Annotated in this window: 20 protein-coding genes; 9 read left to right on the plus strand and 11 right to left on the minus strand. The window is 72.3% G+C overall.

What is annotated here, in order from left to right:
- From Dsi01nite_RS53605 to Dsi01nite_RS53620, 4 genes are all read right to left on the minus strand, one after another.
- Positions 1-1,575: fibronectin type III domain-containing protein (locus Dsi01nite_RS53605; protein WP_203854249.1), on the minus strand; the 1,575-nt coding region annotated here is incomplete at its 3' end.
- Between the two features lie 109 nt (positions 1,576-1,684).
- Positions 1,685-4,795: an ATP-binding protein gene (locus tag Dsi01nite_RS53610; protein ID WP_203854250.1), complete on the minus strand. Its 3,111-nt coding sequence runs from the start codon at positions 4,793-4,795 to the stop codon at positions 1,685-1,687.
- Entirely contained in the window at positions 4,792-5,400 is a 609-nt protein-coding gene (locus tag Dsi01nite_RS53615; protein WP_203854251.1) for a hypothetical protein, read from the minus strand. The genes Dsi01nite_RS53610 and Dsi01nite_RS53615 overlap by 4 nt, the downstream gene beginning before the upstream one ends.
- Before the next feature lie 16 nt (positions 5,401-5,416).
- Complete coding sequence (locus tag Dsi01nite_RS53620) at positions 5,417-7,594, minus strand: hypothetical protein (RefSeq protein ID WP_203854252.1); 2,178 nt, start codon at positions 7,592-7,594, stop codon at positions 5,417-5,419.
- A gap of 341 nt (positions 7,595-7,935) precedes the next feature.
- Here Dsi01nite_RS53620 and Dsi01nite_RS53625 point away from each other — a divergent pair, with 341 nt between their 5' ends.
- Positions 7,936-8,655, plus strand: a complete 720-nt coding sequence (locus Dsi01nite_RS53625; RefSeq protein ID WP_203854253.1) for a hypothetical protein — start codon at positions 7,936-7,938, stop codon at positions 8,653-8,655.
- 101 nt (positions 8,656-8,756) lie between these two features.
- Here the strand turns inward: Dsi01nite_RS53625 and Dsi01nite_RS53630 are convergent, their stop codons facing one another.
- On the minus strand, positions 8,757-9,812 hold the full coding sequence (locus tag Dsi01nite_RS53630) for a polysaccharide deacetylase family protein (RefSeq protein WP_203854254.1): 1,056 nt from the start codon (positions 9,810-9,812) through the stop codon (positions 8,757-8,759).
- A 309-nt stretch (positions 9,813-10,121) separates the two neighbouring features.
- Between Dsi01nite_RS53630 and Dsi01nite_RS53635 the strand changes: the two genes are divergently transcribed.
- Positions 10,122-10,361 (plus strand): cellulose binding domain-containing protein, encoded by a 240-nt coding sequence (locus Dsi01nite_RS53635; protein WP_239137156.1) that lies wholly within the window; start codon positions 10,122-10,124, stop codon positions 10,359-10,361.
- 99 nt (positions 10,362-10,460) lie between these two features.
- Here the strand turns inward: Dsi01nite_RS53635 and Dsi01nite_RS53640 are convergent, their stop codons facing one another.
- Both Dsi01nite_RS53640 and Dsi01nite_RS53645 read right to left on the minus strand, forming a co-directional pair.
- Entirely contained in the window at positions 10,461-11,204 is a 744-nt protein-coding gene (locus tag Dsi01nite_RS53640) for an SGNH/GDSL hydrolase family protein (RefSeq protein ID WP_203854255.1), read from the minus strand.
- Positions 11,205-11,246: 42 nt separating this feature from the next.
- A complete protein-coding gene (locus tag Dsi01nite_RS53645; RefSeq protein ID WP_203854256.1) occupies positions 11,247-12,122 on the minus strand; it encodes an NmrA family NAD(P)-binding protein in 876 nt (291 codons plus the stop codon).
- Positions 12,123-12,203: 81 nt separating this feature from the next.
- On the opposite strand from Dsi01nite_RS53645, the gene Dsi01nite_RS53650 reads away from it, so the two are divergent.
- From Dsi01nite_RS53650 to Dsi01nite_RS53660, 4 genes are all read left to right on the plus strand, one after another.
- On the plus strand, positions 12,204-12,914 hold the full coding sequence (locus Dsi01nite_RS53650; protein ID WP_203854257.1) for a TetR/AcrR family transcriptional regulator: 711 nt from the start codon (positions 12,204-12,206) through the stop codon (positions 12,912-12,914).
- Positions 12,915-13,165: 251 nt separating this feature from the next.
- Complete coding sequence (locus tag Dsi01nite_RS58125; RefSeq protein ID WP_239137158.1) at positions 13,166-13,666, plus strand: hypothetical protein; 501 nt, start codon at positions 13,166-13,168, stop codon at positions 13,664-13,666.
- Positions 13,663-15,840, plus strand: coding sequence for a bifunctional polysaccharide deacetylase/glycosyltransferase family 2 protein (locus Dsi01nite_RS53655; protein WP_239137159.1), 2,178 nt, complete (start codon positions 13,663-13,665; stop codon positions 15,838-15,840). Before Dsi01nite_RS58125 ends, Dsi01nite_RS53655 begins: the two co-directional genes overlap by 4 nt.
- A 69-nt stretch (positions 15,841-15,909) precedes the next feature.
- Positions 15,910-17,136 carry an FIST signal transduction protein gene (locus Dsi01nite_RS53660; protein ID WP_203854258.1) on the plus strand — a complete coding sequence of 409 codons (1,227 nt, stop codon included), beginning with the start codon at positions 15,910-15,912 and terminating at the stop codon, positions 17,134-17,136.
- A gap of 8 nt (positions 17,137-17,144) precedes the next feature.
- On the opposite strand, the gene Dsi01nite_RS53665 is transcribed toward Dsi01nite_RS53660, so the two are convergent.
- From Dsi01nite_RS53665 to Dsi01nite_RS53675, 3 genes are all read right to left on the minus strand, one after another.
- Positions 17,145-19,151, minus strand: a complete 2,007-nt coding sequence (locus Dsi01nite_RS53665) for a PAS domain S-box protein (protein WP_203854259.1) — start codon at positions 19,149-19,151, stop codon at positions 17,145-17,147.
- 141 nt (positions 19,152-19,292) lie between these two features.
- Positions 19,293-20,969: a copper resistance CopC/CopD family protein gene (locus Dsi01nite_RS53670; protein WP_203854260.1), complete on the minus strand. Its 1,677-nt coding sequence runs from the start codon at positions 20,967-20,969 to the stop codon at positions 19,293-19,295.
- Positions 20,966-21,730, minus strand: a complete 765-nt coding sequence (locus Dsi01nite_RS53675) for a YcnI family copper-binding membrane protein (protein WP_203854261.1) — start codon at positions 21,728-21,730, stop codon at positions 20,966-20,968. Before Dsi01nite_RS53675 ends, Dsi01nite_RS53670 begins: the two co-directional genes overlap by 4 nt.
- Positions 21,731-21,931: 201 nt before the next feature.
- On the opposite strand from Dsi01nite_RS53675, the gene Dsi01nite_RS53680 reads away from it, so the two are divergent.
- Complete coding sequence (locus Dsi01nite_RS53680) at positions 21,932-22,156, plus strand: tautomerase family protein (RefSeq protein ID WP_203854262.1); 225 nt, start codon at positions 21,932-21,934, stop codon at positions 22,154-22,156.
- Positions 22,157-22,239: 83 nt separating this feature from the next.
- Here Dsi01nite_RS53680 and Dsi01nite_RS53685 read toward each other — a convergent pair whose 3' ends face one another.
- Positions 22,240-23,031 carry an IclR family transcriptional regulator gene (locus Dsi01nite_RS53685; protein WP_203854263.1) on the minus strand — a complete coding sequence of 264 codons (792 nt, stop codon included), beginning with the start codon at positions 23,029-23,031 and terminating at the stop codon, positions 22,240-22,242.
- A gap of 90 nt (positions 23,032-23,121) precedes the next feature.
- Between Dsi01nite_RS53685 and kduI the strand changes: the two genes are divergently transcribed.
- Together kduI and kduD are read left to right on the plus strand one after the other, a co-directional pair.
- Positions 23,122-24,009, plus strand: coding sequence for a 5-dehydro-4-deoxy-D-glucuronate isomerase (kduI, locus tag Dsi01nite_RS53690; RefSeq protein WP_239137161.1), 888 nt, complete (start codon positions 23,122-23,124; stop codon positions 24,007-24,009).
- Entirely contained in the window at positions 24,006-24,761 is a 756-nt protein-coding gene (kduD, locus tag Dsi01nite_RS53695; protein WP_203854265.1) for a 2-dehydro-3-deoxy-D-gluconate 5-dehydrogenase KduD, read from the plus strand. Before kduI ends, kduD begins: the two co-directional genes overlap by 4 nt.
- Positions 24,762-24,782 lie beyond the last annotated feature (21 nt).

Below are 24,782 nucleotides of genomic sequence, written 5' to 3' on the forward strand. Positions count from 1 at the left end.
CGCCGTGACGCGGAACGTGTACCCGGTGCCGTTGGTCAGGCCGGTGACCGTACACGTCAACGGCGGCGTGAACGGCGAAGTCAACGTGCACGTCTTGCCGGACTGCGACACGCCGCCCGCGTAGGCCTGCACGGTGTAGGACGTGATGGCGTTGCCGCCGTCGGAGAGCGGCGCGGTCCACGTCACATCCGCCTGGCCCTGGCCCGCGGTCGCCGTGCCGATCGTGGGCGCGCCCGGCGCCGTGCCGGCGGGGGCCGTTGGGGTGACCGGCGCCGACTCGGCCGAATCGGCACCCGCGCCGGAGCCGTTGGTCGCCGTCACCTTGAACGTGTAGGCGGTGCCGCCGGTCAGGCCGGTCACCGTGCACGTCAGCGGCGGCGTGAACGGCGAGCTCAGCGTGCACGTCCTGCCGGACTGCAGCACGCCCCCGGCGTACGCCTGCGCGGTGTACGCCGTGATCAGCGAGCCGCCGCTCAGGGCCGGCGGCTCCCACGCCACGTCCGCCTGGCCGCTGCCGGCCGTCGCCGCCGCCTGCGTCGGGTTGCCGGGGATGCTGGTCTGCGGGGAGGCGACCACGATCTTGCCGTCGCTGCCGGTGGTGACGTACAGCCGGCCGCTGCCGCCCGGGTCGACGGCGACGCCCTCGGCGGGCACGCTGCCCGGCAGCGTGATCGTGTCGCTGGGCTCGACCGGCAGGGCGTTGGCGAACGAGTCGGCGCGGTACACGTAGACGCCCTGCGATCCGCTGCCCGAGGTCGCGTAGACCGTCTCGCTGTCGGGGCTGACCGCGATCTGCCCGACGGTCCCGCTCTGCGCGATCGTGGCACCCTTGCGCGCATAGGTGGTGGCGTCGAACGCGTACACGCCGCTGCCGGCGCCGAGGTAGAACGTCTGGCCGTCGGGGGCGACCGCCAGGGACGTCGTCATGGAGCCGATGGGCGGGTTCATCACGCCCGGCCAGCTGGCGGTGTTGTTCGACGTGTCGAGGACCCAGACGGTCGAGTCGGCGTGCGCGATGAGGACCTTGCCGGCGCCGGGGACGAAGCCGACCGCGACCGGGTTCATCGCGGTCGGCACGGTCTGTGCGACGATCCCGCCGGTGGCGCCGTCGATGACGGTGACGCTGCCGAGGCCGAAGTTCGCCACGTACACGCGCGGGTTGCCGCTGACGGTGCCGGCGGTGACGCCCTTCGGCATGTTGTTGACCATCGTGGGGCCCATGGACATGCCGGTGGACGTGGCGTAGGCGAACACGGTGTTCATGCCGGTCATCGACACGTACGCCCGCGAGCTGTCGGGAGTGAACGCGACGCCCGTCGGGGTCAGGCCGGCCGACACCCGGTTCGTGGAGTACGGCAGCGAGGTCGTGTCCATCGTGACGACCTCGTTGCTGCCGGTCGCCGCCGCGTACACGTACTGCCCGTTCGGGCTCACCGCGACCTGGTACACCGAGGCGCCGGCGCTCACGGCGGTGGTGCTGAACGTGGCGGCGCGCGCCGGCGCCGGCACGACCACTGCCCCGAGCGCGGCGGCGAGGGCAACGGCGGCAACGGCTCGCCAGGCGTGGAACGACACGACCGAATTAAACCGTTTTGCGGATAGTTCGCGGGTGATTTTGCGGTAATGAGGTGACTTGGCGGGCCGATGCTGGAGGTGGTTCCTGTTCCGGCTCCCGTGGACGTCGTCACCGGCGGGCGCGGGCCACGACCTCGTCGTCGGTGAGCGGGGCCCGGGGATGATGGCTGAGGCACAGCGGCGTCCGCACCAGCTGCGGTGGCTCGCCCTCCACCGTGACGTAGAACTCGCCCGACGTGAGCAGTCCCAGGTCGGGGATGTCGCCGCCCTTCATCCGGGCCATCTCCCGGGCCGCCTCGATCTGCACCGGCGCGTTGAGCAGGCCGAAGAACTGGGTCGTGGCGTTGCCCGCGATCCGGTTGTGCAGGCCCTTCGGCGCCTGGGTCGCGAAGATCAGGCCGAGCCCGTACTTGCGGGCCTGGGAGGCGAGGGCGAGGGTGCTCTGGGTGCAGGCCGTCATCGCACCCGACGGCGCCAGGGTCTGGGCCTCGTCCATCACGAACAGGCCGAGCAACGGCCGGTCGGCGGCCGGGTGCTTCTTGATCCAGGCGAACAGCGCCATCTGCAGCTGGTTGACGAAGCCCTGGCGGGCCTCCTCGGCCGGCAGGCCGATCAGGCTGATCACCGAGATCCGGGCGCGCTTGCCGGCCGTCGGCGTGAGCAGCACGCCGGGATCCGCCGGTGCCCCGCTGCCGGCGAACAGCGGGTCGTTGTCCATCGAGGCGGTGAGCGTCTGCGCCAGACCGGCGGCGATCTTGTCCGCGCCGTCGAGGCCACTGACCCCGGCGGGAAGGTCCGCGAGGAGGTGGATGAGGCCGGGGACGTCGCGGCCGCCCTGCCGGGCGTAGTGCTCCACCGCGCGGCGCAGGACCGCCAGGCCCAGGTGCACCTTGGCGGCCCGCCCGGCGAGCTGGGCGCGCGGGGCCAGGGCGGCCACCGCGGCCTCGACCGCCTCGGCGAACTCGTCCGGGTCGTCGCGCACCTGGCCGAAGTCCGGGAGCGGCTGGAAACTCAACGGCCGGCCCGACTCACGGCGCGGGGTCCAGACCACGACCTCGGTGCCGGCCAGGTACTCCTCCGCGCGTTCCCGATCGCCGGATCCCCACCATCGCGGTGGCTCCGGCCACGCGTCGCCGAGCCGGGCCAGGTCGTTGTTGGGGTCCAGGACGATGGCGGACACGCCCTGCAGCGCGCACTCCTCGATGAGCCGGCGGATGAGCACCGTCTTGCCCGAGCCCGAGCCGGCGAAGATCGCCACGTGCTTGCGCAGGGCCTCCAGCGGCACGCGCACGGCGTCGCCGCCCCGCCCCTCGCGGCCCAGCACCAACTCGTGAACCTCCGCCGCGGCCGGCGGCGCACTCGAACCGGCCCAGTCATCGGCGTCGGCGAGGGCCTCCTTGAACAGTTTGACCTGCGCCGCCGGCCGGTGTTTGACCAGCCACGCCTGTAGGTCCACCGGGTTCTCGTCGCGCAGTCCGTGCAATGCGGCGAGCACCCTCAGGTCCGCCTCGTCGACGCCCACCGTCAGGCCGCCGTCGCGGTGAAACTCCTCGACCGCCAGCCGCGTCTTGGCCCCCGACGACCACGGGCCGTTGCGCACGAGGATCAGCTTGCGCTTGGCCACCGCCGCGGTCAGCCCGGCGGCGGTGCGGGCCCGGCGGACCCGGTTCAGCGCGGCGATCGCGTGGTGGGTGTCGCTGACCGCCCGGAAGCACCAGTGCACCTGATCCTCGGTCGCCTCGTCGAGGGTACGGCGCAGCCTCGCGTGCAGGTCCGGCTTCTCACTGGGCGGCGGGTCCAGGGTGAACACCTCGGCGTTCACCCCGTGCTCCAGGATCCAGGCGGTCAGGCCGGCGGTGAGCAGGGCCGGGAACGTGGTGTCCTCGGTGTCGGGATCGAGCGGGGACGCGACGTCGGCATCGCGTTTGAGCGCCTCGAACCGCGCGTCGATCCGGGTGATGACGTCGTCGGCCACCTCGGGCACCACCACGACGGGCGGTGCCGGCTCCTCGGCCTCGTCCAGCTCCCCGGACAGGCTCGTCAGCTCCCGGACCACGCCGGTCTTCAGACAGTCCCGGACGTGCCGGTCGATCTCCTTGAGCAGCTGCCGCGGCGTGTACTTGTCGACCTCCGCGAACACCGATTCCCGCACCGGCCACGTGGTGTAGTCCGGCACGAACCCGATGTCGTGGTACCGGGCGGTGAACCGACGCTCGACGATCTCCCGGGCGATGTCGGCGTCCAGGATGCCCTTCAGCGACGAGCAGAGGCGAAACCGGTCGGCAGTGGTATTGGTCGCCCGGTTGATGATGAGCGTCCAGGTCGCCGGTAGGCAGGCGACCACAACAAGCGTGCGGCGGGTGCGTTCCCGCAGCCGCAGCAGACCGCTGCCCATCTGTTCCAGGGCCAGCGCCTGCCGCTGACCGGCCTGCTCGTCCGTGTTGAGTGCCAGGTCGGCGCTGAGCGACGCCTGGGCCACCAACGTGTCGATCTGGTCGACCGCGATCACCGACGGTCCGGTCAGTGCCAGCAGCAGCGACAGGTCGCGGACGATGTCCTCGGCGGTGTGCGGCCGGCGGCGGATCCCCCACTCCTTGCGTTCGCCGGCGACAGACTCGTCGTCGGAGATGAAGTAGGCGTCGGCCACGTCGCGGTGCTCGGACTGTGGGGAGGCGCTGAGGGCGAGCGCCCGCGCGGTGTCCGAGGCCGTGTCGGCCACATACGAATCGAATTCCCTGAGCCCTTCGAGGAACTCGTTCAGTGCTTTCGGGGTCAGCTCGATCTCGCCCATGACGGCGCGGCGGGCGGCCCGTGGCGCACCGATGCGCGAACACAGGCGGCGCAGCAGCAGCCGCAACTGGTTCCCGCCGTCGGCGACCGGCCGGGCCAGGCTCTCCCGCAGGTGGGCCAGGACGTTGGGCCAGAAGGTCTGTTCGTCGAGCAGGCTGACGAGGAAGAAGTACCCGCCCTGCTCCTGCACGCGCTGCCGGACCCCGCCGAGCAGGTGGGTCTTGCCCGATCCCCGCCGGCCCAGCAACGCCAGGCCGATCGGGTTGGAGTCGGTGCAGGCCGCCGCATCCGCGACCCCGTCCCGGAGCTCCTGCACGACGTCGGTGTGCAGGCCATCGACGTGGAACGGCGACGGCCGCCAGGCGTCGTCCGGCACCGGCGCCCAGGTGAGCCGGAGCGCGGCGAGTGCGGCGAGGTCCTGTCCGGTCATCGCAGCCCGATCGACAGCAGATGGCGATTCTCGCCGCCGATCCGCACGGCCGCCCGCCGTTCCTCGACCTTCAACGTCTTCTGGTTGTCCTCGGGCTCGAGTTCGACGTCGGGGGAGTCGAGCAGCCGCTCCAGCGCCTTGTCGAGGTCGTCCTTCGACACGTCGGCGAACCTCGGGCGCAGGCGGCTCAGGCTGACCCACGCCCCGGGTTCAGTGGTCAGCTCGGCGTAGGCCGCCCGGATCCGCTCCTCCAGGCCGCGGTGCCCGTTGACCGCAGCCACGCGCGGCCGGTCGAGCTGCGCGTTGTGGAGGGCTGACAGCGCGGCCCAGAGCTGCTGCTCCCGGCCATTGCTTTTGCCCTTGTCGGACCGGTCTTCGGCGATCTGGCCGCCGAGCAGTTTCGTGCCGGTCTTCGACAGGGTGTGGTGGTAGGTGCTGCCCACCTTTTGCGAGTCCACGTAACCAAGCCCGTTGAGCCGGGCGTAGCTGTCGCCGATGAGCCGGACGCCGTAGGCCGTGTCCAGCTCCTTGTTGGAGATCTCCCGGCCCTCGATCTGCAGCAGGATGAGGAACGCGTAGTCCGTGGGGGTCAGGTCGCCGGCCATGTGGGGTCCTTTCGGGTTATCGGGTGGGGGGACGGGGGGCGCCGTCGGCGGTCAGCCCGAACGCGCGCAGCTCGGCCAGCTGCTCGATCGGCATCGTCTCGTGGGCGGTGTGCAGGGCCATGAGCCGGTCGGCCGCGCCGTGGGTGCCCGCGTCCAGCTCGGTGTGCAGCCCCTCCAGGTCGCGCAGCTCGAAGAGCAGGCCGCACAGCTGCCAGGCCGCCTCCGGGTCGCCGCCGGCGGTGGCCCGCAGCGCGGCCAGTTCCGACGCCGCTCCAGCGGCCCGCACCACCGCCTCGTGGACCTTCGAGAGGCGCCGCCGCGCCGCCTCGTCGCCGTCGTCCGCCCGGGCCCGCAGCTCGTCCACGTCGCCCCAGGCGACGTGCAGGTCGGCGAGGGCCTCGGCGGCGTACTCGTGCCCGTCGTCGGCGCGCTCCCGCAGCTCCCGCAGGCAGCCGTGCCTGGCGAGGTCCTCGACCAGCTCCTCGCCGGCGACGGCCTCACCGGCGTCCGCCCGGGCGCGCAGGGCGTCGCGGCGGCCACCGTCGTCGAGGATCTCCACGAGCCGCCGGCGCGCGACCGGATCCCGCAGCGCCAAGGGTCGGAGCTGGTCCAAGCGCTGGCGGAGCGCCTCGACGGCGGCGAGGCAGTCGCCGGCAACGCCGTCCGAGGGGTCCGCGGCGAGCCTGCGGTGCAGCACCTCGACGGCCCGTCCGAACCGGTCCTGGCGGGCCAGCAGCCGGGCGAGTTCCACGGCTGCGGCGCCGTCTCCGAACGCGCCGGCGAGCCGTTCCAGGGCCTGTTCGGTGTACTCGTACCGCAGCCGGGCGGTGGCGCTGTCGGCGATGCGGCGCAGGTCCGCCGGCCGGTCGGTCCGGGCGATCAACGCCTGCCAGGCCTCGTGCGGGACGCGTTCGGCCCGCCGCTGCCGCCGCAGGTGCTGCGCCAGGTAGTCCGCGACGGTGTACCCGGCGAAGGTGCCGGGCCGGCCACCGTCGGACGCCGACAGCGCCGACACGTCGCCGTACAGCGACTGGGTGGCGTACGGGACGGCCTCGGCCAGCCAATGCTCCTGTGGCTTCACCCGCCACTGTCCGGTCAGGTACCCGGCCATCGCGTCGACCAGCAGGTGCTCGCTCAACGGCGACTGGACGCCGAGGCGGTGCGCGTCGGCCGCCGCGTTGATCATCGCCTTGGCGTAGGGGCGCGCCTGCTCCCAGTGGAGGACCAGGGCGGGCCCGCCGGCCAGCACCTGGGTCAGGCCCGCGTCGCGGGTCTCCAGCGCGATCCGGATCCGGGCGTCCTCCGCGGCCTTCGCGTGGGCGCGTTCGCGCTCGTCGGCGGTGAAGTCGTCCGCGACGCTGATGACGGTCGCGCTGCGCAGCAGCCGGCGGATGTCGTCGGCGCCGGTCGGGTCGGACTGCCCGCCGACGAGCCGCGCGTCGTAGTGGTCGGGCCACAGCGTCCCGACGACGATGTTCGGCTTGCGGGTCAGCGCACGGACACACTCCGCCGACAGCGGGGGATGGCTGCCGAGGTAGCGCTGGAGCTCGTCGAGCCAGAAGATCGTCTGGCCGGGCGGATCGTGCCGGAGCTCCAGCAGTTCCTCGGTCTCGGCCGGCTGCACGAGGTACCAGTTCGGCGCCACGTCGTGGATCGCCTCGTACAGCGACCGCGTCTTGCCCGTCGACGACCCGCCGACCAGGATCACGAAGCTTCCGCGCTCGACCACGCTCGTCAGTGCCGCGCGCAACCGGAAGTCGAACTCCCGCTCGACGTATGCGGGCAGGTCATCGGCCGCGTCGGGCGCCATGATCGCGCTGTGGATGCCGAGCTCGCGCGGGGACGCCGTGTCGAAGCGGTCGGTGCCGGCCGCGCGCTGGGCGGCGCCCCGCTCCCCGGCCTTGATCCGCCGGTGCGCGGCGAGCCACGACTGCCGCACGTGTGACGGCTCCTCGCACAGGGCGAGCAGGCTCTCCAGGGCCTGCTCGCCGAGCAGGGTCTGACCCCTGAACGCGTCGCTCAGTGTGGCCCGTTTCAGCGCCAGGTGCGGACCGTTCCATGCGCTGGTGCGCTTCTCGATCTGGGACAGTGACAATCCCTTGCCCTGGCTGAGGGCTCGAAGCGCGGCGCCGAATTCGCTTTTCGTGCGCACTCGGGAGAGGTCGGCGGCGGTTCCGGGCGTCAGCGTGCTCACCCCCCAACCCGTTGGTGCTCGCGGTGTGCACCAGCGGACCTGCGGTCAGGCTATTGACGGCCGGCCCGGAATGCCATCGGCGCTCTTCACTGTCTGGTCCTCCGTTCGGGTCACGCGTTCCGGCAGTGGTGCCGTCCGGCGCGGCCCTCCGGAGCGTCCGGTGGATCCACCGGACACCGGACGGTCGCGGGGCTGCGTCGCAGCTCAGCGCGGTGGTGGCCGGCCGGCTGCGGCCGGATCGCTCCGGTTCCGTGGCCGGACGGGTCTCCTGGTTGGTGAACTCATGCCGTCAACCTCGGGAACCCGGCCGGGACCCCGCCCCATCGCGTCAAGGAGTCCCGATGCAGCAATGGCACACCATCGTCCAGAGCGGTGGCTCTCTTCTGATCTTCGCGGCGACCGCCCTCAGGCTGATCACGGTGTGGCGGCAGTCGTATCCGCCGCCGCGGCTGGAGGCCGCCGGTGCGACGCAACGGTTCCTCTGCCTGTCGGTCGACGTCCAGGGGTACGCCCGCAACGACGACCTGCGGCAGGCGCAGATCCAGCACGACCTCATCGACCTGCTCGATCAGGCGGGAGCGCGGGCCGGCCTCGATCGCCGGCGCTGGATCCGGCAACCCGCCGGCGACGCGGAGCTGGCGCTGATCCCGTACGCCGAGGCGCCGGCCCGGGTGGTCGGCGACTTCTGCCTGGAGCTCGCGGCCGCGCTGTGGCGGTACAACCGGGTGCGTGACCCGATCACCCGGATGCGGTTGCGCCTGGCGCTCGACGACGGCCCGGCCGACGTCGCCCGCAACGGCTTCGCCGGCCAGGCGGTCGTCGGCGCCAGCCGCCTGGTCGGCGCGGCACCGCTGCGGCATGCCCTCGCCCTGACCGGCACGGCCGACCTCGCGGTCATGCTGTCCGACGGTGTCCACCGCGACTGGGTCCGCAGTGGACGGTCGGCCGTGCGGCCCGGATGGTGCCGGCGGGTCGCGGTCGTGGAGAAGGAGTACGCGGCCGACGCCTGGCTGTGGCTGCCCGGCGCGGACGTGCACGGCCTGGTCCTGGCCGGGCACTAGAGCGGACGGCCTCGTTGCAGGCGGCGGCGGTGGTTTCGGCAGGATAGTGCCCGGCCCGGTCGCCCGTCCTGGCGGACACGCCAGGACGGGCGCGGGTCATCTCATACCGTGCAGGTCAGCGTGGGTACGGAGTTCGTGCCGTTCCAGGTGCCGGTGAAGCCGAACGAGGTCGTGCCGCCGGCCGGGACGGTGCCGTTGTAGGACGCGTTCGTCACCGTGATCGTGGCGCCGGACGCGCTCAACGTGCCGTTCCACAGCTGGGTGATCGTCTGGCCGTTGGCGAACGTCCATCTCACCGTCCACCGCGAGATGGCGGCGGTCCCGGCGGTCACCGTGACCTGGGCCTGGAATCCGCCCTGCCACGGGTTGGTGATGGCGTACGTCGCCGAGCAGGCCCCACCCGCCGGCGGCGGTGAGCTGGGCGGCGGCGAGCTGGGCGGTGGCGGGCTGCTGGGCGGTGGGGTGGTCGGGTTGGTCCCGTCCGGGGCGACCGCCCGGCCGGTCTGCGGGGAGATCATGCCCGCGCACAGGTTGCGCGACGCCAGGCCCTGGGCGATGCGCGGGATCGCGGCGACCGTGTTGGCCGGCCAGTCGTGCATGAGGATGATCTGGCCGTTGGTGAGGCGGGCGTTGGCCTGGACGATCGCGTCGACGCTGGCGTTGTTCCAGTCGCCGGAGTCGACGTCCCAGATGATCTGGGTCAGGCCGTAGCGGGACAGGACCGACTGCAGGGTGCCGTTGGTCTCGCCGTACGGCGGCCGGAAGAGCTTCGGGGTGCCGCCCCCGGCGTTAGCGATGGCCTGCTGGGTGCGCGAGACCTCGGAGTCGATCTGGGACTGGCTCTGCTGGGTCAGGTGCGGGTGGGTGTAGCTGTGGTTGCCGACCCACATGCCGGCGCTCACCTGCGCGCGGACCTGGGACGGGTACTGCGCGGCGTACTGACCCTCGTTGAACATCGTGGCGCGCAGGCCGTTCTGGCGCAGCGCGTTGAGCAGGTTGCCGGTGTTGTTGCCCGGGCCGTCGTCGAACGTGAGCCCGACATAGCCGTTGCAGGTCGCGGCGCTCGCCGGGGTGGCGGCCGTGACGACGAACGTGGTGAGGGCCGCGGCCGCCGATACGGCGGCAGCGGTGGCGAGCAGACGGTTCCGCAGGTTCATGGTGCGCGCGTTCCTCCTCAACAGGGCAGCATGCGACAACCCGGTCGGCGGCCGGGGTTGACGGATGTCGATGGCGCCAGTATTAGGCGGTTGTCGCGGCGGAGTCAAAGCTTTCGAAACCCCGCGGTGCCGCGCCGGCGGGCGGATCGGGGCCGGTGCGGCGGGGACGGAATCGTTGCGCACGGCGGTGAAATGCCTTGCCGCGACTCGTGATTCGAGCGGCCGATAGCACATTTTCCGCAACCGGCTGTCCGCCGTGCAACTTTCACGACCGGCCCGTGGGTCAGGCTCGCCCAACGACGCCCGGACGTGGACGTCGGGGGAGATCTGGAAGTTCTCACCGGCTGGACCACCCGGTTCGGTCTCGCCGGCGGCCAGGCCATCAGCAGCCTCTGGAGCGGCGTCAACACCGGCACCACCGGCAACGTCAGCGTCCGCAACGCCGTCTACAACGGCACCCTCGGCCCGAACGCCACCACGACGTTCGGGTTCACCGCCACCGGCGCCAGCTCGCCGACGCCCAGCGGCATCACCTGCACCAGCCCGTGACCGCCGCGCGAAGCGCGTCCACGACGGACTTGAGGAGACCAGGATGACCGGTCCCCGTGCCAGCGTGCGATCGTTCTGCGGTTTCGCCGCGGTGCTCGCTCAGGTGACGCTGGTCCAGGCCGGATACTTGGCGGTGCGCCCGTCGCCGGAGGAGCGGCCGCGGGCCCGGCGCAGCACCCACGGCAGGACGTGCTGGCGGTAGTACCGCGCCTGGACGATCAGCCCGTGCGACCCGGCGTGGCTGTCGTCGATGCGGTGCTCGGCGTCCGCCACGCCGAGGGCGGCCAGGACGAACCCCGCGACGCGGCGGTGGCCGGCGGCGTTGAGGTGCAGCCGGTCCGCCGACCAGTACCCGGCCCGGCGCAGTTCGGCGTCGCCGAAGCAGTCGACGAACAGCACGCCGTGGCGCTCGGTCAGGTCCCGCACCGCCTCCGTGAGCTGCGCGGCGCGGCGGCGCAGCACCCGCCCGAGCGGCAGGTGGTCCGACGGGTCGGCGCCGCTGAGGACCATGATGCGGACGCCGGCCGCGGTGCAGCGCTCGACCGCCCCTTCGATGAGCCGCACGAGGTGTGCCAGGTCCGCGTTGCGGCGCATCATGTCGTTGCCGCCGCCGTTGAGCGAGACCAGCGTCGGCGGCGGCGACATCGCCAGGGCGGCGTCCAGCTGCGTGGTCACGATCGGCTCCAGCAGCCGCCCCCGGATCGCCAGGTTGGCATACTGCCAGCTCGGGTCGTCGGCGATGAGCGCGGCCGCGACCAGGTCGGCCCAACCGCGGGGCGTGCCGTCCGCCCGCTCGTCACCCATGCCTTCGCTGAAGCTGTCGCCGATCGCCACGTAGCGCATGCGCCCGACGATACCGAGTCGATCTCCGCAGCTGGGGTCAGGTCATCGAGCTGTGGGCAACGTCGCGGTCATCGCGGTGAGGACCGCGCGGGCCCGGACGGCGGGACGGCCGATGACGGTCTCGAGGGTCGGGTCGGTGACGGCGAACTCGCCCCGGCGGGCGGCGCGGAACAGGCCCAGGGTGAAGTCGGCGGCCTGCGGTGGCATGCCGCGCTCGACCGCGCCCGCCTTCCACTCCTCGTCGTCCACGACGACCCGGACGACGGTGCGTCCCGTGAGGTCGCTGAGGATGCCGGCCACGGCCTCGAAGTCCAGCAGCTCGGGCGCGGTCAGCGGGGCGGTGACGCCGTCGAGGACGCCGCCGCGCGCCAGTGCGACCGCGGCCACCTCCGCCAGGTCGGCGTGATCGGTCCAGGACACCGGGCCGTCCTGGGGCGCGACGAGCCGGCCGGTCTCCAGGGCCGCGCCGATGTAGTGGCCGAGGGTGCTGGTGTAGAACCCGTTGCGCAGGGCGGTGAAGGGGATGGCCTGCCCGGCGAGGTGCTCCTCGGTCAGGGCGTGCGTGGCCTGCGGCGCGAACAGTGAGTCCTTCGACGCGGCCTGGTGGCTCGTGTACAGGACGCGCTTCGCCCCCGCGGCGCACGCGGCGTCGACGGCGGCGATGTTGGCCGCGACCGCGCCGGCACCGCGGATCGAGGCGGAGACGACCAGCACCTGGCTGGCGCCCTCGAACGCGTGCCGGAGCGTGGCGGGATCGGTGAAGTCGCCGGCCCGGACGCGGACGCCGCGCTCGGCGAGCGCCGCCGCCTTCCCGACGTCGCGGACGCTGACGCCCACGGTGTCGGCGGGGACCCGCTCCAGCAGCCGGGCGACGATCTGCGATCCGAGGTGACCGGTGGCTCCCGTGACGATGATCATGAGACTCCTCGTTTCCGTTGATATGCCTGAGACGTTATCAGTGATTTTCCAACGGAAACCAGATTCTGTTATCTTTGATACATGGAGCAGGTGCAGATGCGGACGGCCGTCCTCGACGCGGCCGCGCGGTTGCTGGTCGAGCACGGCGCACGCGGGGTGACGACCCGGGCCGTGGCCCAGGCGGCCGGCATGCAGGCCCCGACCATCTACCGGCTGTTCGGCGACAAGGACGGGCTCATCGACGCCCTCGCCGAGCACGTCATGGCGACCTACGTCGCCGGCAAGTCGGTCTCGGTGGCGGAGGGCAGCGGCGACCCGGTGGCCGACCTGCGCGCCGGGTGGCGGCTGCACGTCGAGTTCGGGCTGGCCAACCCGGAGCTGTACGCGCTGCTCAACACCCCGGGCCGCGGTGCGCTCTCACCGGCGACGGCCGCCGGCATCGAGGTGCTGCGGACCCTGGTGCGGCGGCTCGCCGCCGCGGGCCTCCTGCGCGTCGACGAGCGGCGGGCCGTGGCGATGATCCATGCCGCCGGCACCGGCACCGTCCTCGCCCTGCTGGGCATGCCCGCGGCGATGCGGGACCCCGGCCTGGCGGACGTGATGTTCGGCGCCGTCGCCGACCGGATCCTCACGGCCGCACCCTCGGTGACGGGCGACACCACCACGACCACGGTCACGGTCGCGTTCGCCACCGTGGTGCCCGACCTGCCCGGGCTCTCCGCCGCCGAGCGGGCCCTGATGGCGGAGTGGCTCACCCGCTCCCTCGATGATGCGCGGCCCCCGCGAAGCTGAGGGCGGTCTCACTCGACACGATCATGGCCGGTCGTCGTTCACCCCGGGCAGGCGATCCGGAGTTGCCGCAATTGCCGCAGGCGCCCGGTCGCTGGAGTCACACCGTCGGGTGAAGGCGGCGACGGCGGTGTGGGGGCGCGGGGTGAGGCCGGCGCGGTCGCGAGGTGAACGCGGTGGGAGATTCAGCAACGCCCTTCGATCTGGCATTGCTTCCCGCGCTTTCGGCGGCGGGTCGCTCCTAAGCTGGCGCGGTGCTCGTGAATGCCCCGGCCGCCGGTGCGGCGGACGACACCACCATCGCCGCCGGCGAGGTGTCAGCACCTGTCTTCGTCGATGCCACGGGTCGTCGTGGACGGCGGATCCGAGTCGTCTTCCATCTGTTCGGTGGAGCGGCGTTGGCCTATGCGGTGCTGGTCCTGACCGCCGCGCTCCTCGTCACCGGCCCGCTGGACCTGCTGTCGCTGCCGGCGCCGGCGCCGGCGCCGTCCACGTCCGCGCCCACGAGGGCGCCGGCCGGCAAGAACACGCCGACGCCCGGGCAGGCCGGCAAGCGCAACCCCGGCCGCAACCCCACGCCCGTCGTGGCCAGCGCGTCCGTCGGGCCGCGTGGCTCCGTGACCGTCGCGCCGTCGCCCGAGCCGTCACCGCCGGAGGCCTCCGTGTCGCCGTCGGGCCCATCGACCGGGCCGAGCACGTCCGCCACGCCGCAGCAGCCGGAGCAGAGCCCCACCGCCGAGGCGGGCCCGGCGTGACCCGGGCGCGGGGTCGGGTGTCGTTCGGCCGGCTGATCTTCGGGGCGATCGCGCTGAGCGTGCTGGTCGGCGCGCTGCTGGTCGAGGCCTACGCCAATGCCGAGTTCCACCCCGATCACACCGCGAAACCCGGGCAGCGCAGCAAGGTGCCGGCCGAGGTCATCGATGGTGGCCCGATCATCGACACCCGCACCGCGACGGTGCGCTCCTACCGGCTGCCGGCCCGCACCATCGCCCTCACCTTCGACGACGGCCCGGACCCGCGGTGGACGCCGCGGGTTGTGGAGGTGCTGCGCCGGCACCACGTCAACGCCACGTTCTTCGTCGTCGGGTCCCAGGTGATCCGGCACCCGGAGATCGTCACGGCGCTCGCCCGGGCCGGCGACGAGATCGGTGTCCACACCTTCACGCACCCGCGACTCGACCGCCTGCCACAGTGGCAGCGCGAGCTGGAGTACTCCCAGACCCAGCTCGCCATCGTGCACGCCACCGGCACCAAGTCGGCGCTGCTGCGGCTGCCGTACACCTCCAGCGCCCGTGCCGTCGACGACACCCAGTGGCCGCTGATCCGGGAGGCCGGCCGGCTCGGCTACCTGTCGATCATGGCGGACACGGACAGCCGGGACTGGAGCGGTCCCGGCGTCGACGCGATCATCGCCGGCGCGACTCCGCCGGGCGACTCGGGCGCGATCGTGCCCATGCACGACGGCGGCGGCGACCGCGCGCAGACCGTCGCGGCGCTGGACCGGTTCATTCCCATGATGCAGCGGCGCGGCTACACCTTCACCACGGTGTCGCAGGGCCTGGCGCGCACGCTCGCGGGACACGCGGTCGTCGTCGGCGCGCCGACGGGCGCGGCCGACAAGCGGCGCGCATTCGCACTGGCCACGGCCGTCGTGCTGGCGGACTGGGTGACGGCCGCCTTCCGCGTGCTGTTCCTGGCCGCCGGCGTGCTGACGATCGCCCGTACCGTGGCGATGCTCCTGCTCGCGGGCCGGCACGCGCGGCGACGGCGGGCCGCGTCGTGGCGGTGGGGCCCGCCGGTGCGCCTGCCGGTGTCGGTGATCGTGCCGGCCTACAACGAGAAGGAGGGGATCGAGGCCGCGGTGCGGTCCCTGGCCGGCGGCGACCACCCCGGTGGGATCGAGGTGGTGGTCGTCGATGACGGCTCGACCGACGGCACGGCGGCGCTGGTGGAGGCGATGCGATTACCGAACGTGCGGGTGGTGCGGATCCCCAACGGCGGCAAGCCGAACGCGCTGAACGTCGGGGTGGCGATGGCCCAGCACGACCTGATCGTCATGGTCGACGGTGACACCGTCTTCGAACCCGACTCGATCCGGCATCTGGTGCAGCCGTTCGCCGACGCCTTCGTCGGCGCGGTGGCGGGCAACGTCAAGGTCGGCAACCGCCGGTCGATCGTGGCCCGTTGGCAGCACATCGAATACGTCATCGGGTTCAACCTGGACCGCCGGCTCTACGACACCCTGCGCTGCATGCCGACCATCCCGGGCGCGATCGGCGCGTTCCGCCGCGAGGCGCTGCAGGACATCGGCGGGATCAGCCACGAAACTCTCGCCGAGGACACCGACGCCACCATGGCGCTGTGCCGCGTCGGCTGGCGCGTCGTCTACGAGGAACGCGCCCGCGCCTGGACCGAGGCGCCGGCCACCCTGCGGCAGCTGTGGTTGCAGCGCTACCGCTGGAGCTACGGCACCATGCAGGCGATGTGGAAGCACCGCCGGGCGATGCTCGACCGTGGCCCGTCAGGCCGGTTCGGCCGGGTCGGTCTGCCCCTGGTCGGGTTCTTCGGCATCGCGCTGCCGCTGCTCGCCCCGCTCATCGACATCATGTTCGTGTACGGCCTGTGCTTCTCCAGCCGGATGGTCACCACCGTCGCCTGGCTGGTCATGTTCGCCGTGCAGGTCCTCACCGCCGTCGTCGCCTTCCGCCTCGACAAGGAGCGGCTCCGCGCCCTGTGGGTCCTGCCGCTGCAGCAGATCGCCTACCGCCAGCTCATGTACATCGTGCTCCTACAGTCCCTCGGCACCGCCCTCACCGGCGCCCGGCTGCGCTGGCACAAGCTGCACCGGTCGGGCTCCGCCGCCGCGGCCGCCCCGGTGCTTCCGGTGGCGCCCGCGGACGCCCGCACGGCGGCGTTGCGCACCGGTTGACGCTCTTGACCAGATTCATGCCATATGCCAGACGTGATAGCATTTTCGTGTTACGGCTGGGAGAACGGGATGAACCTTCGCCTGCATGAACGCGATCGCGATCGCGACGGCGTCGCACCGTCGGCGAGGCGGTGGCTGTCGGTCGGCAGTGCGGGCACCCGGGCCAGCACCGTCGGCCACGACGCGGGGCGCCAGGCCGCGCTCGAGGCGATCACCGGCGAGGACCCGCGTCTCCTGGTCGTCTTCTGCGCCAACACTCCCGACCCCGCGGCGGTGCTGGCCGGCATCGCCGAGGTCGCTCCGGGCGTGCCGCTGATCGGGTGTTCCTCGACGGTGGCCATCGATCCGGACGGTCCGCGGTGGGACGGCGTGGTCGTCACCGCGCTCGGCGGGGCCGGCCTCTCGGCTGCGACCGGTGCCGGACGGGACGCGGCCGCGGGACTGCAGGAGGCGGGCGCGGCGGCGGCCGCCGGCGCGACCGACCTGGCCGAGCGCGCGCACCATGTCCTGGTGCTGCTGACCGATGGTCAGGTCCTGAACCAGGAACGGATCCTCGCCGGCGCCTACAGCGTGGTGGGTGCGAGCATGCCGTACGTGGGCGGCGCGGCCAGCCCGGACACCGCGTTCGGCGGCACCTACGAGCTGTTCGGGACGGAAGTCCTCACCGGCGGTGTGGTGGGTGCCGCGATCCAGTCGGACGGGCCGTTCGGAGGAGCCGTCGGGCACGGCTGGCGCAGGGTCGGCGCACCCATGATCGTCACGCACAGCGCGGGCGGGGACATCTACACGCTCGACGAGCAGCCGGCGCGCGGCGCGTACCTGGACCGCCTGGGCGCTCCCGGGGACGCCTACACGGATCCGGACGCGTTCATGGCCTTCGTTCGCACCCGGCCCATCGGCATCCGCCGCCGGAGCGGTCTGGAGATCCGCGACATCGGCTCGGACCGCTTCGTCGCCGGAGAGCCCTGGCTGCGCTCCCTGGGCGAGGTGCCGGAGGGCGGGGTGATCTGGCTGATGGAAGGCGACGCCGAATCCGGGCTGGACGCGGCCGGGGACGCCTGCCAGAAGGCGGTGGCCGCGGTGGGTCAGCCCCGCCCGCTCGGGCTGCTCGCCTTCGACTGCATCGCTCGCCGACAACTGCTGGGCGAGGAGCGCTCCGGGGCCTCGGTCGGGCGCATGCGCGAGCGGGCGGGCGGTGCGCCCGTCGCCGGCTTCTACACCTGGGGAGAGTGGGCCCGGCTCCGCGGCATCACCGGATACCACAACATGACGCTCGTCCTGCTCGCGGTCGGCTGACGTGGTGCCTATCGCCGGTGGCGGGCAACGTCGACACCGGCGTCGGTGATCGGCAGCTCCATGTGCAGGGTGGTCCCGACCCCGGGGGGACTGTGGAGCACGACCCGGCCGCCGAGCGCCTCGACGCGGTCGTTGAGGCCGAGCAACCCGGTGCCGCGGGTGAGGTCGGCGCCGCCGACGCCGTCGTCGCGGACCGCGACACGCAGGAGGCCGTCGGTGGCGTCGGCCTCGACGGTGACCGCCACGGCCGAGGCGTGCGCGTGCTTGGCCGCGTTGGTGAGCGCCTCGGCGACGACGTAGTAGGTGCTGACCTCGACATGCTCGGGCAGCCGCGGGTCCGCTCGGATGTCCAGCTCGACCGGGACCGGTGAGCGGCGGGCAAGCGCGCGCAGCGCCGGCCGGAGACCGCCCTCGGTCAGGATTGCCGGGTGGATGCCACGCGCGATTTCGCGCAGCTCCTCCAGCGCGCCGGTCGCCCCGGCGATGGCGCGGTCGAGCTGTGCGTCGAGCGCGTCCAGCCCGGGCGGCAGCACCGCCTGCGCCGCCCGCAGCTCCAGCGCCAGGGTGACCAGTTGCTGCTGGGCGCCGTCATGCAGGTCCCGTTCGATGCGGCGGCGGGTCTGGTCGGCGGCGGCGACGATGCGGGCCCGCGAGGTGTTGAGCTCGGCGCGGCTTTCGGCGTTGGCGATGGCCGTCGCGACGAGCTCGGTGAAGTCGGCCAGCCGGGGCTCGGTGTCCTGGGGGAGCCGCTCGCCGAGCGCTGCCACGCTGATCGCGCCCCAGATGCGGTCCTCCACCACGATCGGGCTGGCGACCGCGGAGCGGGCCTCGTCAGCCGGGAGCTGCCGGAAGGGCGTGACAGCGACGGTCTCCGTGTTGTCCACGTCGCGGCGGGCCGCGCGGCTGGTCGCCTGGACGGTTGTCACGGCCGAGCGGGGGTCGAGCTTTCCGCGTGCACCGCAGCGTGAGCGCAGCAGCGGGAAGCCACCCATGAGGGTCGTCTCCCCGCCCGGCTCGAACCGGGTGATCGTCGTGCTGTCGGCGCCGAAGAGCGTGGCGACCTCTTCGGCCACCGCCGTGAACACGAGCTGCGACGGGGCCCCGCGAGCCACGAGCGTCGCCACCCGCCGCAACGCGGTCTGCTCGTCGGCGATGCGGCGGAACTCCTCATACAGGCGGGCCAGCTGTTCCTGCGAGCGCCGCAGGGCCTCCTCCCGCCGCTCCCGTTCCTCCTCGAACTGCTTGCGTTCGGTGACGTCGCGCGCGCTCGCGTAGATCAGGCGCTGCTCCGGAACGCCCAGCGCGATCCAATCCAGCCAGCGCGGCGATCCACCCTTGCAGCGGTAGCGGTTCTGGAAGTTGGTGTTCTCGTGCCCCTCGGCCAGGAGCCTCGTCGCGGCGGCGGTGCGCTCCCGGTCCTCCTCGCACACGAACTCGAGGAAGGGACGCGCCAGCAGCTCCGCGGTGGAATACCCGAGCGTCCGCTCGAACGCGGGGTTCACCTGCTTGAAGTAGCCGTCGAACCCGACCGTGCAGATCAGGGCGCGCGACAGCATGAAGATGCGGTCGAACTCCTCCCGGGCCTGCTGCCGGGCCTCGAAGGTCTTCATCGTGCCGAGGGTCAGGTCGAGCACCCTGGCCATGCTCCGCACGAGGCTGACCTCGTCGACACTGAACCCGTCCTCGCCCAGGCGCGCGACCAGCAGATGCCCGGGCGAACCACCGTCCAGCGGCACCACCACCGTGTGGCAGCTCCCCGCGCCGGGAACCTCGAGCATCGCCTTGCGCCGGTTGACGACCTCGGTGATCTCGGCCAGCGGGAGCCGGCCGACCGGGAAGCCGACCGAGCTGACCGCACCGTCACGGCCGAGGACGATGCCGACCTCGCCCTCCAGCGCGCGGGCAGCCCGCTCCGCGGCGACCAGGGTCGCCGCCGCAGCATCGGGCGCGGCTGACACCGCCGCGAGGAACTCGGCGAGGCTCTGGGTCGACAGCGCGGTTGCGGAGGGCAGCATGTCAGTCCACCGCGAGGACAACTGACGTCATGTTGTGTTCCCGGTGATGCCTCGGAGTCGGGGGGACCCACCCCAGGTGGAGGAGCCGGCGACGGGCGCACCGCCCGACCGCTCGCGCCCGATTCTACGCCGCCGGCGACGTCATCCCCTGACGACGAACTCCAGCTCACCCACGGGGTTGACGAACTGGGTGACGCGCAGGGACACCTGCATCCGCCAGGTGCCGGGCACCGGGAGCGTGACCTGCGCCGTGTAGATGCCCGCTGATACGTGGGTCAGCGGGATGTCGCCGAGCGTCGCGCCGTCGGAGGACAGGCGCACCACCGGCGGGGCGACGCCCTCGGCGGGTTCACCGGCCGCGGAGCTCAGCCGGAGCATGATGGTGCTGGGACCGCGGGTGAGTGGGGTGAGGGAGGCCCGCACCGTGATGTCGCCCAGCGTTGTCGTGCGGGTGTCGGGTTTGGCCTCGGCCGACGCGCCCGCCGGCCGGGAACCGCCCTCGGGGCTCGTGTCGACGAGGAAGCCGGTGAGGAGCAGGGCGACGACAAGGACCGCGCCCTCGACGGCGGTGGCGCGCACCACCGGTCGGGTGCGCGCCTGCCGGCTGGTGGTGTTGGGTGCCCGCTTGAGCCGGGGGAGGAGCGACCATCTGTTCCACGCCGCGATGGCGAGCGCGGTCAGCACGACGGCGATCTTGGCCAGCACCAGCCGGCCGTAGCTGGTGTCGACGAGCGCGGTCCAGGACCCCAGGATCCGCCACACGAGCAGCGAGCCGGTGGCGACCAGGGCCGCGAGGATGCCGGCGGCGACGGTCGAGAACCGGGCGAGCACCTCGGCCGCGGTGACGCCACGACTGGAGAGGGCCGGCAAGGTCAGCGCCAGGCCGGCGAGTCCGCCGAGCCAGACGCCGCCCGCGACGAGGTGCAGCGCGTCCGCGCCGATCGCGAGGAGCTCGGGGCTCGCCGCGCGGGTGTGCCCGACCAGCGCGGGGGCCATGACCGCGATCGCGGCGGCCGCCACCGCTGTGACGCGTCGGCGTCGCGCTGCCAACCCCGGACCGAGCAGGGCCACGGCCAGCGCCAGGCCGGCGGTGACGGCCGCGGTGACGGCGTACTCGGTCGGCGGCAAGGAGGACCACGTCGCGCCCTGGTTGAGCCGGCCCAGCCCGCCGCCGAGCAGGTAGACCGCGGTGATCGGCAACACCGCGAGCCACGCCCCGGCGGCGACGGCCGCAGCGGCCCGCGCGGAGACGGTCAGGCGGCGTCGCGGGCGGTCGGCCGACGGGTCGGTGGGCAGGAACATGGCGGCGAACGCGACCAGCCCGGCGGCGAGGAAGAGGCCGACATAGCCCACCGCACGGGCCAGGGTCAGCGTCCAGGGGACCTCCGGAACGCTGCTCGCGTCGTTCGAAGGTGGGGTGATGCCGGTGGTGGGCGCGCCGACGGAGAACGTGAGGGCGCCGCTGATGGGATGCCCGTCCGTGGAGACGACCCGCCAGGTGATCACGGTCGTGCCGCTGCCCAGGCCTTTGGGCAGCGCGATGTCGAGCTCGAGGCCCTGGACGGTCGGCCTCGCTTCGACCAGCTCACCCTGAGCGTCGAAGACCTGGACACCGCCCGGGACGCCGCGGACGGCCTCGTCGAACGTGAACAGGACCCGCTCGGGTGCGGTCTGCAGCACCGCGCCCTGGGCCGGGTCGGTGCTGGCGAGGTGCGCGTGCGCGTGCGCCGGCTGGGGGAAGCCGAACAGCAGCACCGCGACGTTGACCAGGACCAGCCATGCCGTTGTCCGGAGCCGTCGCGGCCGTCGGTTGCTCATGTCCGGCGGCGCTGTCGGACCAGCGCCACGCCGCCGAGGACCGAGCCGAGGACGCCGGCCGCGAGCGCGGCGAGCGTCAGGGTGTCGTCCCGGCCCGGCGCGGGCGTCGCGGCGGATGTCTCGTCGGAGCGCGGGTCGCCGGCGGTCACGTGGTGGTGCGTGCCGTCGACGGGCCCGGAGATGACGAAGCTCGGTGCGGGCAACTCGAGCCCTTCGACGTTCTGCCCGTCCTGCGAAACCTCGATCCAGGCGGATTCGCCCTGCTCGCAGGTTTGAATGGTCGGGAAGGCGAGCCTGGTTCCCTTGGCGTCGGGCAGCTGGACCGCGAGTTCGAACACCTCGCGGTAGCCGTCCGGGAGGGGGGACTCCGTGCTGAACGTGACCGAGGCGACCCGTTGCACGATCGTGTTGCCGTGTGGGTCCACGGCGGGCGGGTCGACCGTCTCGGTCTGCTTCGTGACCTTCCACAGCGCGGTTCGGGTGGGGGTGACCGAGGTGATCTGCGCCGGAATCTGAATGGTGATCCTGGTGGTGGGCGAGTTGCCGCAGCCGTGCCCGACGCTGAACTGGAGGAGGGCCTGGGCGCCGGCCGCGGTGGTGGAAGGGGTGACGGTGACGTGGGCGCTCGCCGGGGACGCGACACCGACCACGCCGACGATCAGCGCGGCGGCACCGGTCCGCGTGATGCGCCGTGGCCACGCCCGAGCCGGGCGGCGGTCGTGCCCGCCGGCCCGGTCAGATCCGATGTCGTTGCGCCGCATGTCGCATCCTTGCGCCTCAGGACGAGCCGGCTCGCCGTGGTGATCCGGGTGCACGTGTGATTCGACCAACATGCCGAACTGATGTCAAGTATGTGAACTCATGCGGCCCGCGCATTGCGGCGTCCAAGGTCGCACGGTAGCGTTTGTTCACACTAGTGAACTGGGGTCCATATGGTGGACAGCCGGTCAGAGAGGGGCACCATGCCGAACATCACCGTCGAGCTGCTCGCGGGCCGGTCCTTGGAGCAGCGCAAGGCCTTTGCCCGGGCCGTGGCCGACAACGCCGTCGAGATCCTCGGAGCCCGCCTGCAGGACGTCCGCATGGTGTTCACCGAGATCACCGCGAACGACGTGGCCAACGGGGGCGTGCTGGCCAGCGAGGATGCCTCCCGCGCCGGTGTGCTGGCCGCGCTCGACCAGCACTGAGGTCGCTGTTCCGGCGTAGCCCTGGACGGTTCGGGGCCGACCCGTCAGCACGGTTCGGCCCCATCGTCGTCAGCGGGGGTGGGTCAGCGCACCAGCCTGTTGTCGCGCATCGCCGACAGCCGGGCCTTCACGCTCAGCAGGGTCTCGATGATGAAGTCCTCCCGGCCGTGCTTGAGGCGGCTGATCGGGACCGCGATGCTCAGCGCGTCGACCGACCGGCGCGAGAAGGGCAGCGCGACGCCGAAGCAGCGCACGCCCAGGCACGATTCCTCGCTCTCCTCCGAGTAGCCGACCTGGGCGGCCTTGTCGATGATCGCCAGCAGGGCGTTGCGGTCCGTGATCGTCTGAGCTGTTATCGCCTTGATCTGGTGGGGGACGAGCGTGTCGCGGACGTCTTCGGGCATCTCGGCGAGCATCGCCCGGCCGAGGGCGGTGCTGTAGGCGGGGAGGCGTCGGCCGACGGCCGAGTACATGCGCAACGGGTGCTTGGACTCGCGCTTGGCGGTGTAGATGATCTCCGCACCCTCCAGCCGGCCCAGGTGGATGGTCTCCTCGGTGGCGGCCGCGATCTCGTCCATCACCGAGCTGGCGCGCGACAGCACCGGGTCGCCGTCGAGGTAGGCGGAGCTGACCGTCAGCGTGTGGACGCCGAGCCGGTAGATGCTGCCGGTCTGGTCGGTGTCCAGCCATCCGCGGGCGCACATCGTGCGCAGGAGCGCGTGCAGGCTGCTCTTCGGGATGCCGAGGCGCTTGGCCAGCTGCAGTTGGGTGCCGGGGCCGTGGGCGGCTATGTCGTCCAGGACATCGAGGACTCGAGCGGCCGACTTGACCTGCGAGGTAGCCGAGCTGCCGTTGACCGTTTTGTCCGTGTCCACCGAGGGCCTCCTCATCAATCGTGCGCATGCACCCGGCGTAAACACTAACCCACGGTTCACATAGAGGGACAGACTTCAGCCCCTTGACCTGTGATCGCAGCCACAGGTATTGTCGCCCCCAGTTCACGTAGCGGAACGTGGTTCACAAACGAGGAGAAAGTTTTGATCGAAGTTAGGTACTCCGCATCACCGTCTGAGGTTGAGACGGCGACGACTGCGGAGCTGCGAAAGAACTTCCTCGTGGAGCGACTGTTCCGCACCGGCGAGGTGCACGGGGTCTACACCCACGACGACCGGCTGGTCGTCGGCGGCGCGGTCCCCGGTGCCGGCCAGCTCGAGCTGCCGGCCTGGGACGTGCTCGGCACCCCGTCCCACCTGACCCGCCGCGAACTCGGCATCATCAACGTCGGGCAGGCCGGCCACGTGATCGTCAACAGCGAGAAGTTCGAGCTCGACCACCTGGACGGGCTGTTCGTCGGCCGCGGCAACGAGGTCGTCTTCGCCGGCCAGGACGCCGCGTTCTACTTCGTCTCCGCCCCGGCGCACGCGACCTACCCCACCGTCCTGCTGAGCCACGCGGAGATCGAGCCGGTCAAGCTGGGCACGCCGCAGGGCGCGAGCGAGCGCAGCCTGTACCGCTACGCCTGGGGCCAGGAGCTGCAGACGTCGGTGCTCCAGTTCGGCGTGACCGTCATCGCCGACGGGTCCGTGTGGAACACGTTCCCGCCGCACCTGCACGACCGGCGCACCGAGGTCTACCTGTACGTCGACCTCGACGAGCAGGCCCGGATCTTCCACCTGATGGGCCAGCCCGGCGCCGCCCGCCACCTCGTCGTGCGCGACCGCGAGGCGGTCATCTCGCCGCCGTGGTCGATCCACTCGGGCGTCGGCACCGGCTCCTACGCCTTCATCTGGGCGATGGGCGGCGAGAACAACGACTACACCGATCTGACGCCGGTACCGCTGGAGGATCTGTGACCTCTCCGTTCGACCTCAGCGGCCGCTGCGCCGTGGTGACCGGCGCCGGCCGGGGCCTCGGGCAGGCCATCGCCCTCGGGCTCGCCCAGGCGGGCGCCGACCTGGTCCTGCTGGGCCGGCCGGGAAGCCAGTCGGCCACGCGGGACCAGGTGGCCGACCTCGGCCGCGACGTGGAGGTCGTCGACCTCGACGTCAGCGACCACGAGGCCGTCGAGCGGGTCGCCGCCGAGGTGAACGGCAACCGCCAGGTGGACATTCTGGTCAACAACGCCGGCATCATCGACCGCCAGGACTCGGTGGACGTCAGCCGGCAGTCGTGGAACCGCGTGGTGGACACCAACCTGACCGGACTGTTCTTCCTCTGCCAGGCGTTCGGGCAACCGATGACCGAACGTGGCCAGGGTAAAATTGTCAACGTCGCCAGCCTGCTCTCCTTCCAGGGCGGACTCCGCGTGGCGTCCTACGCCGCCAGCAAGCACGCCGTCGCCGGCGTCACCAAGGCCCTGGCCAACGAGTGGGCCCCGCGCGGCGTGCAGGTCAACGCCATCGCGCCCGGTTACATGAGCACCGACAACACGACCGCGTTGCGTGCGGACCCGGATCGCTCCCGGTCCATCCTCGAACGCATCCCCGCCGGCCGCTGGGGGGACGCCGCCGACATCGCCGGAGCGGCCGTCTTCCTGAGCTCCGCCGCCGCCAACTACGTCAACGGCCACGTTCTGGTCGTCGACGGAGGCTGGATGGCCAGGTGACCCCTGGTCTTCAGCGCACCG

Source organism: Dactylosporangium siamense, assembly GCF_016862795.1.
Classification (GTDB): Bacteria; Actinomycetota; Actinomycetes; order Mycobacteriales; family Micromonosporaceae; genus Dactylosporangium; species Dactylosporangium siamense.

Bases quoted from the DNA above. Each gene is read 5' to 3' on its own strand.
- Dsi01nite_RS53610 (WP_203854250.1), bottom strand. From the start codon at position 4,795: ATGACCGGACAGGACCTCGCCGCACTCGCCGCGCTCCGGCTCACCTGG.
- Dsi01nite_RS53645 (WP_203854256.1), bottom strand. From the start codon at position 12,122: ATGATCATCGTCACGGGAGCCACCGGTCACCTCGGATCGCAGATCGTC.
- Dsi01nite_RS53670 (WP_203854260.1), bottom strand. From the start codon at position 20,969: ATGAGCAACCGACGGCCGCGACGGCTCCGGACAACGGCATGGCTGGTC.
- Dsi01nite_RS53640 (WP_203854255.1), bottom strand. From the start codon at position 11,204: ATGCGCTACGTGGCGATCGGCGACAGCTTCAGCGAAGGCATGGGTGAC.
- Dsi01nite_RS53630 (WP_203854254.1), bottom strand. From the start codon at position 9,812: ATGAACCTGCGGAACCGTCTGCTCGCCACCGCTGCCGCCGTATCGGCG.
- Dsi01nite_RS53660 (WP_203854258.1), top strand. From the start codon at position 15,910: ATGAACCTTCGCCTGCATGAACGCGATCGCGATCGCGACGGCGTCGCA.
- Dsi01nite_RS53615 (WP_203854251.1), bottom strand. From the start codon at position 5,400: ATGGCCGGCGACCTGACCCCCACGGACTACGCGTTCCTCATCCTGCTG.
- Dsi01nite_RS53665 (WP_203854259.1), bottom strand. From the start codon at position 19,151: ATGCTGCCCTCCGCAACCGCGCTGTCGACCCAGAGCCTCGCCGAGTTC.
- Dsi01nite_RS53650 (WP_203854257.1), top strand. From the start codon at position 12,204: ATGGAGCAGGTGCAGATGCGGACGGCCGTCCTCGACGCGGCCGCGCGG.
- Dsi01nite_RS53675 (WP_203854261.1), bottom strand. From the start codon at position 21,730: ATGCGGCGCAACGACATCGGATCTGACCGGGCCGGCGGGCACGACCGC.
- Dsi01nite_RS53625 (WP_203854253.1), top strand. From the start codon at position 7,936: ATGCAGCAATGGCACACCATCGTCCAGAGCGGTGGCTCTCTTCTGATC.
- Dsi01nite_RS53680 (WP_203854262.1), top strand. From the start codon at position 21,932: ATGCCGAACATCACCGTCGAGCTGCTCGCGGGCCGGTCCTTGGAGCAG.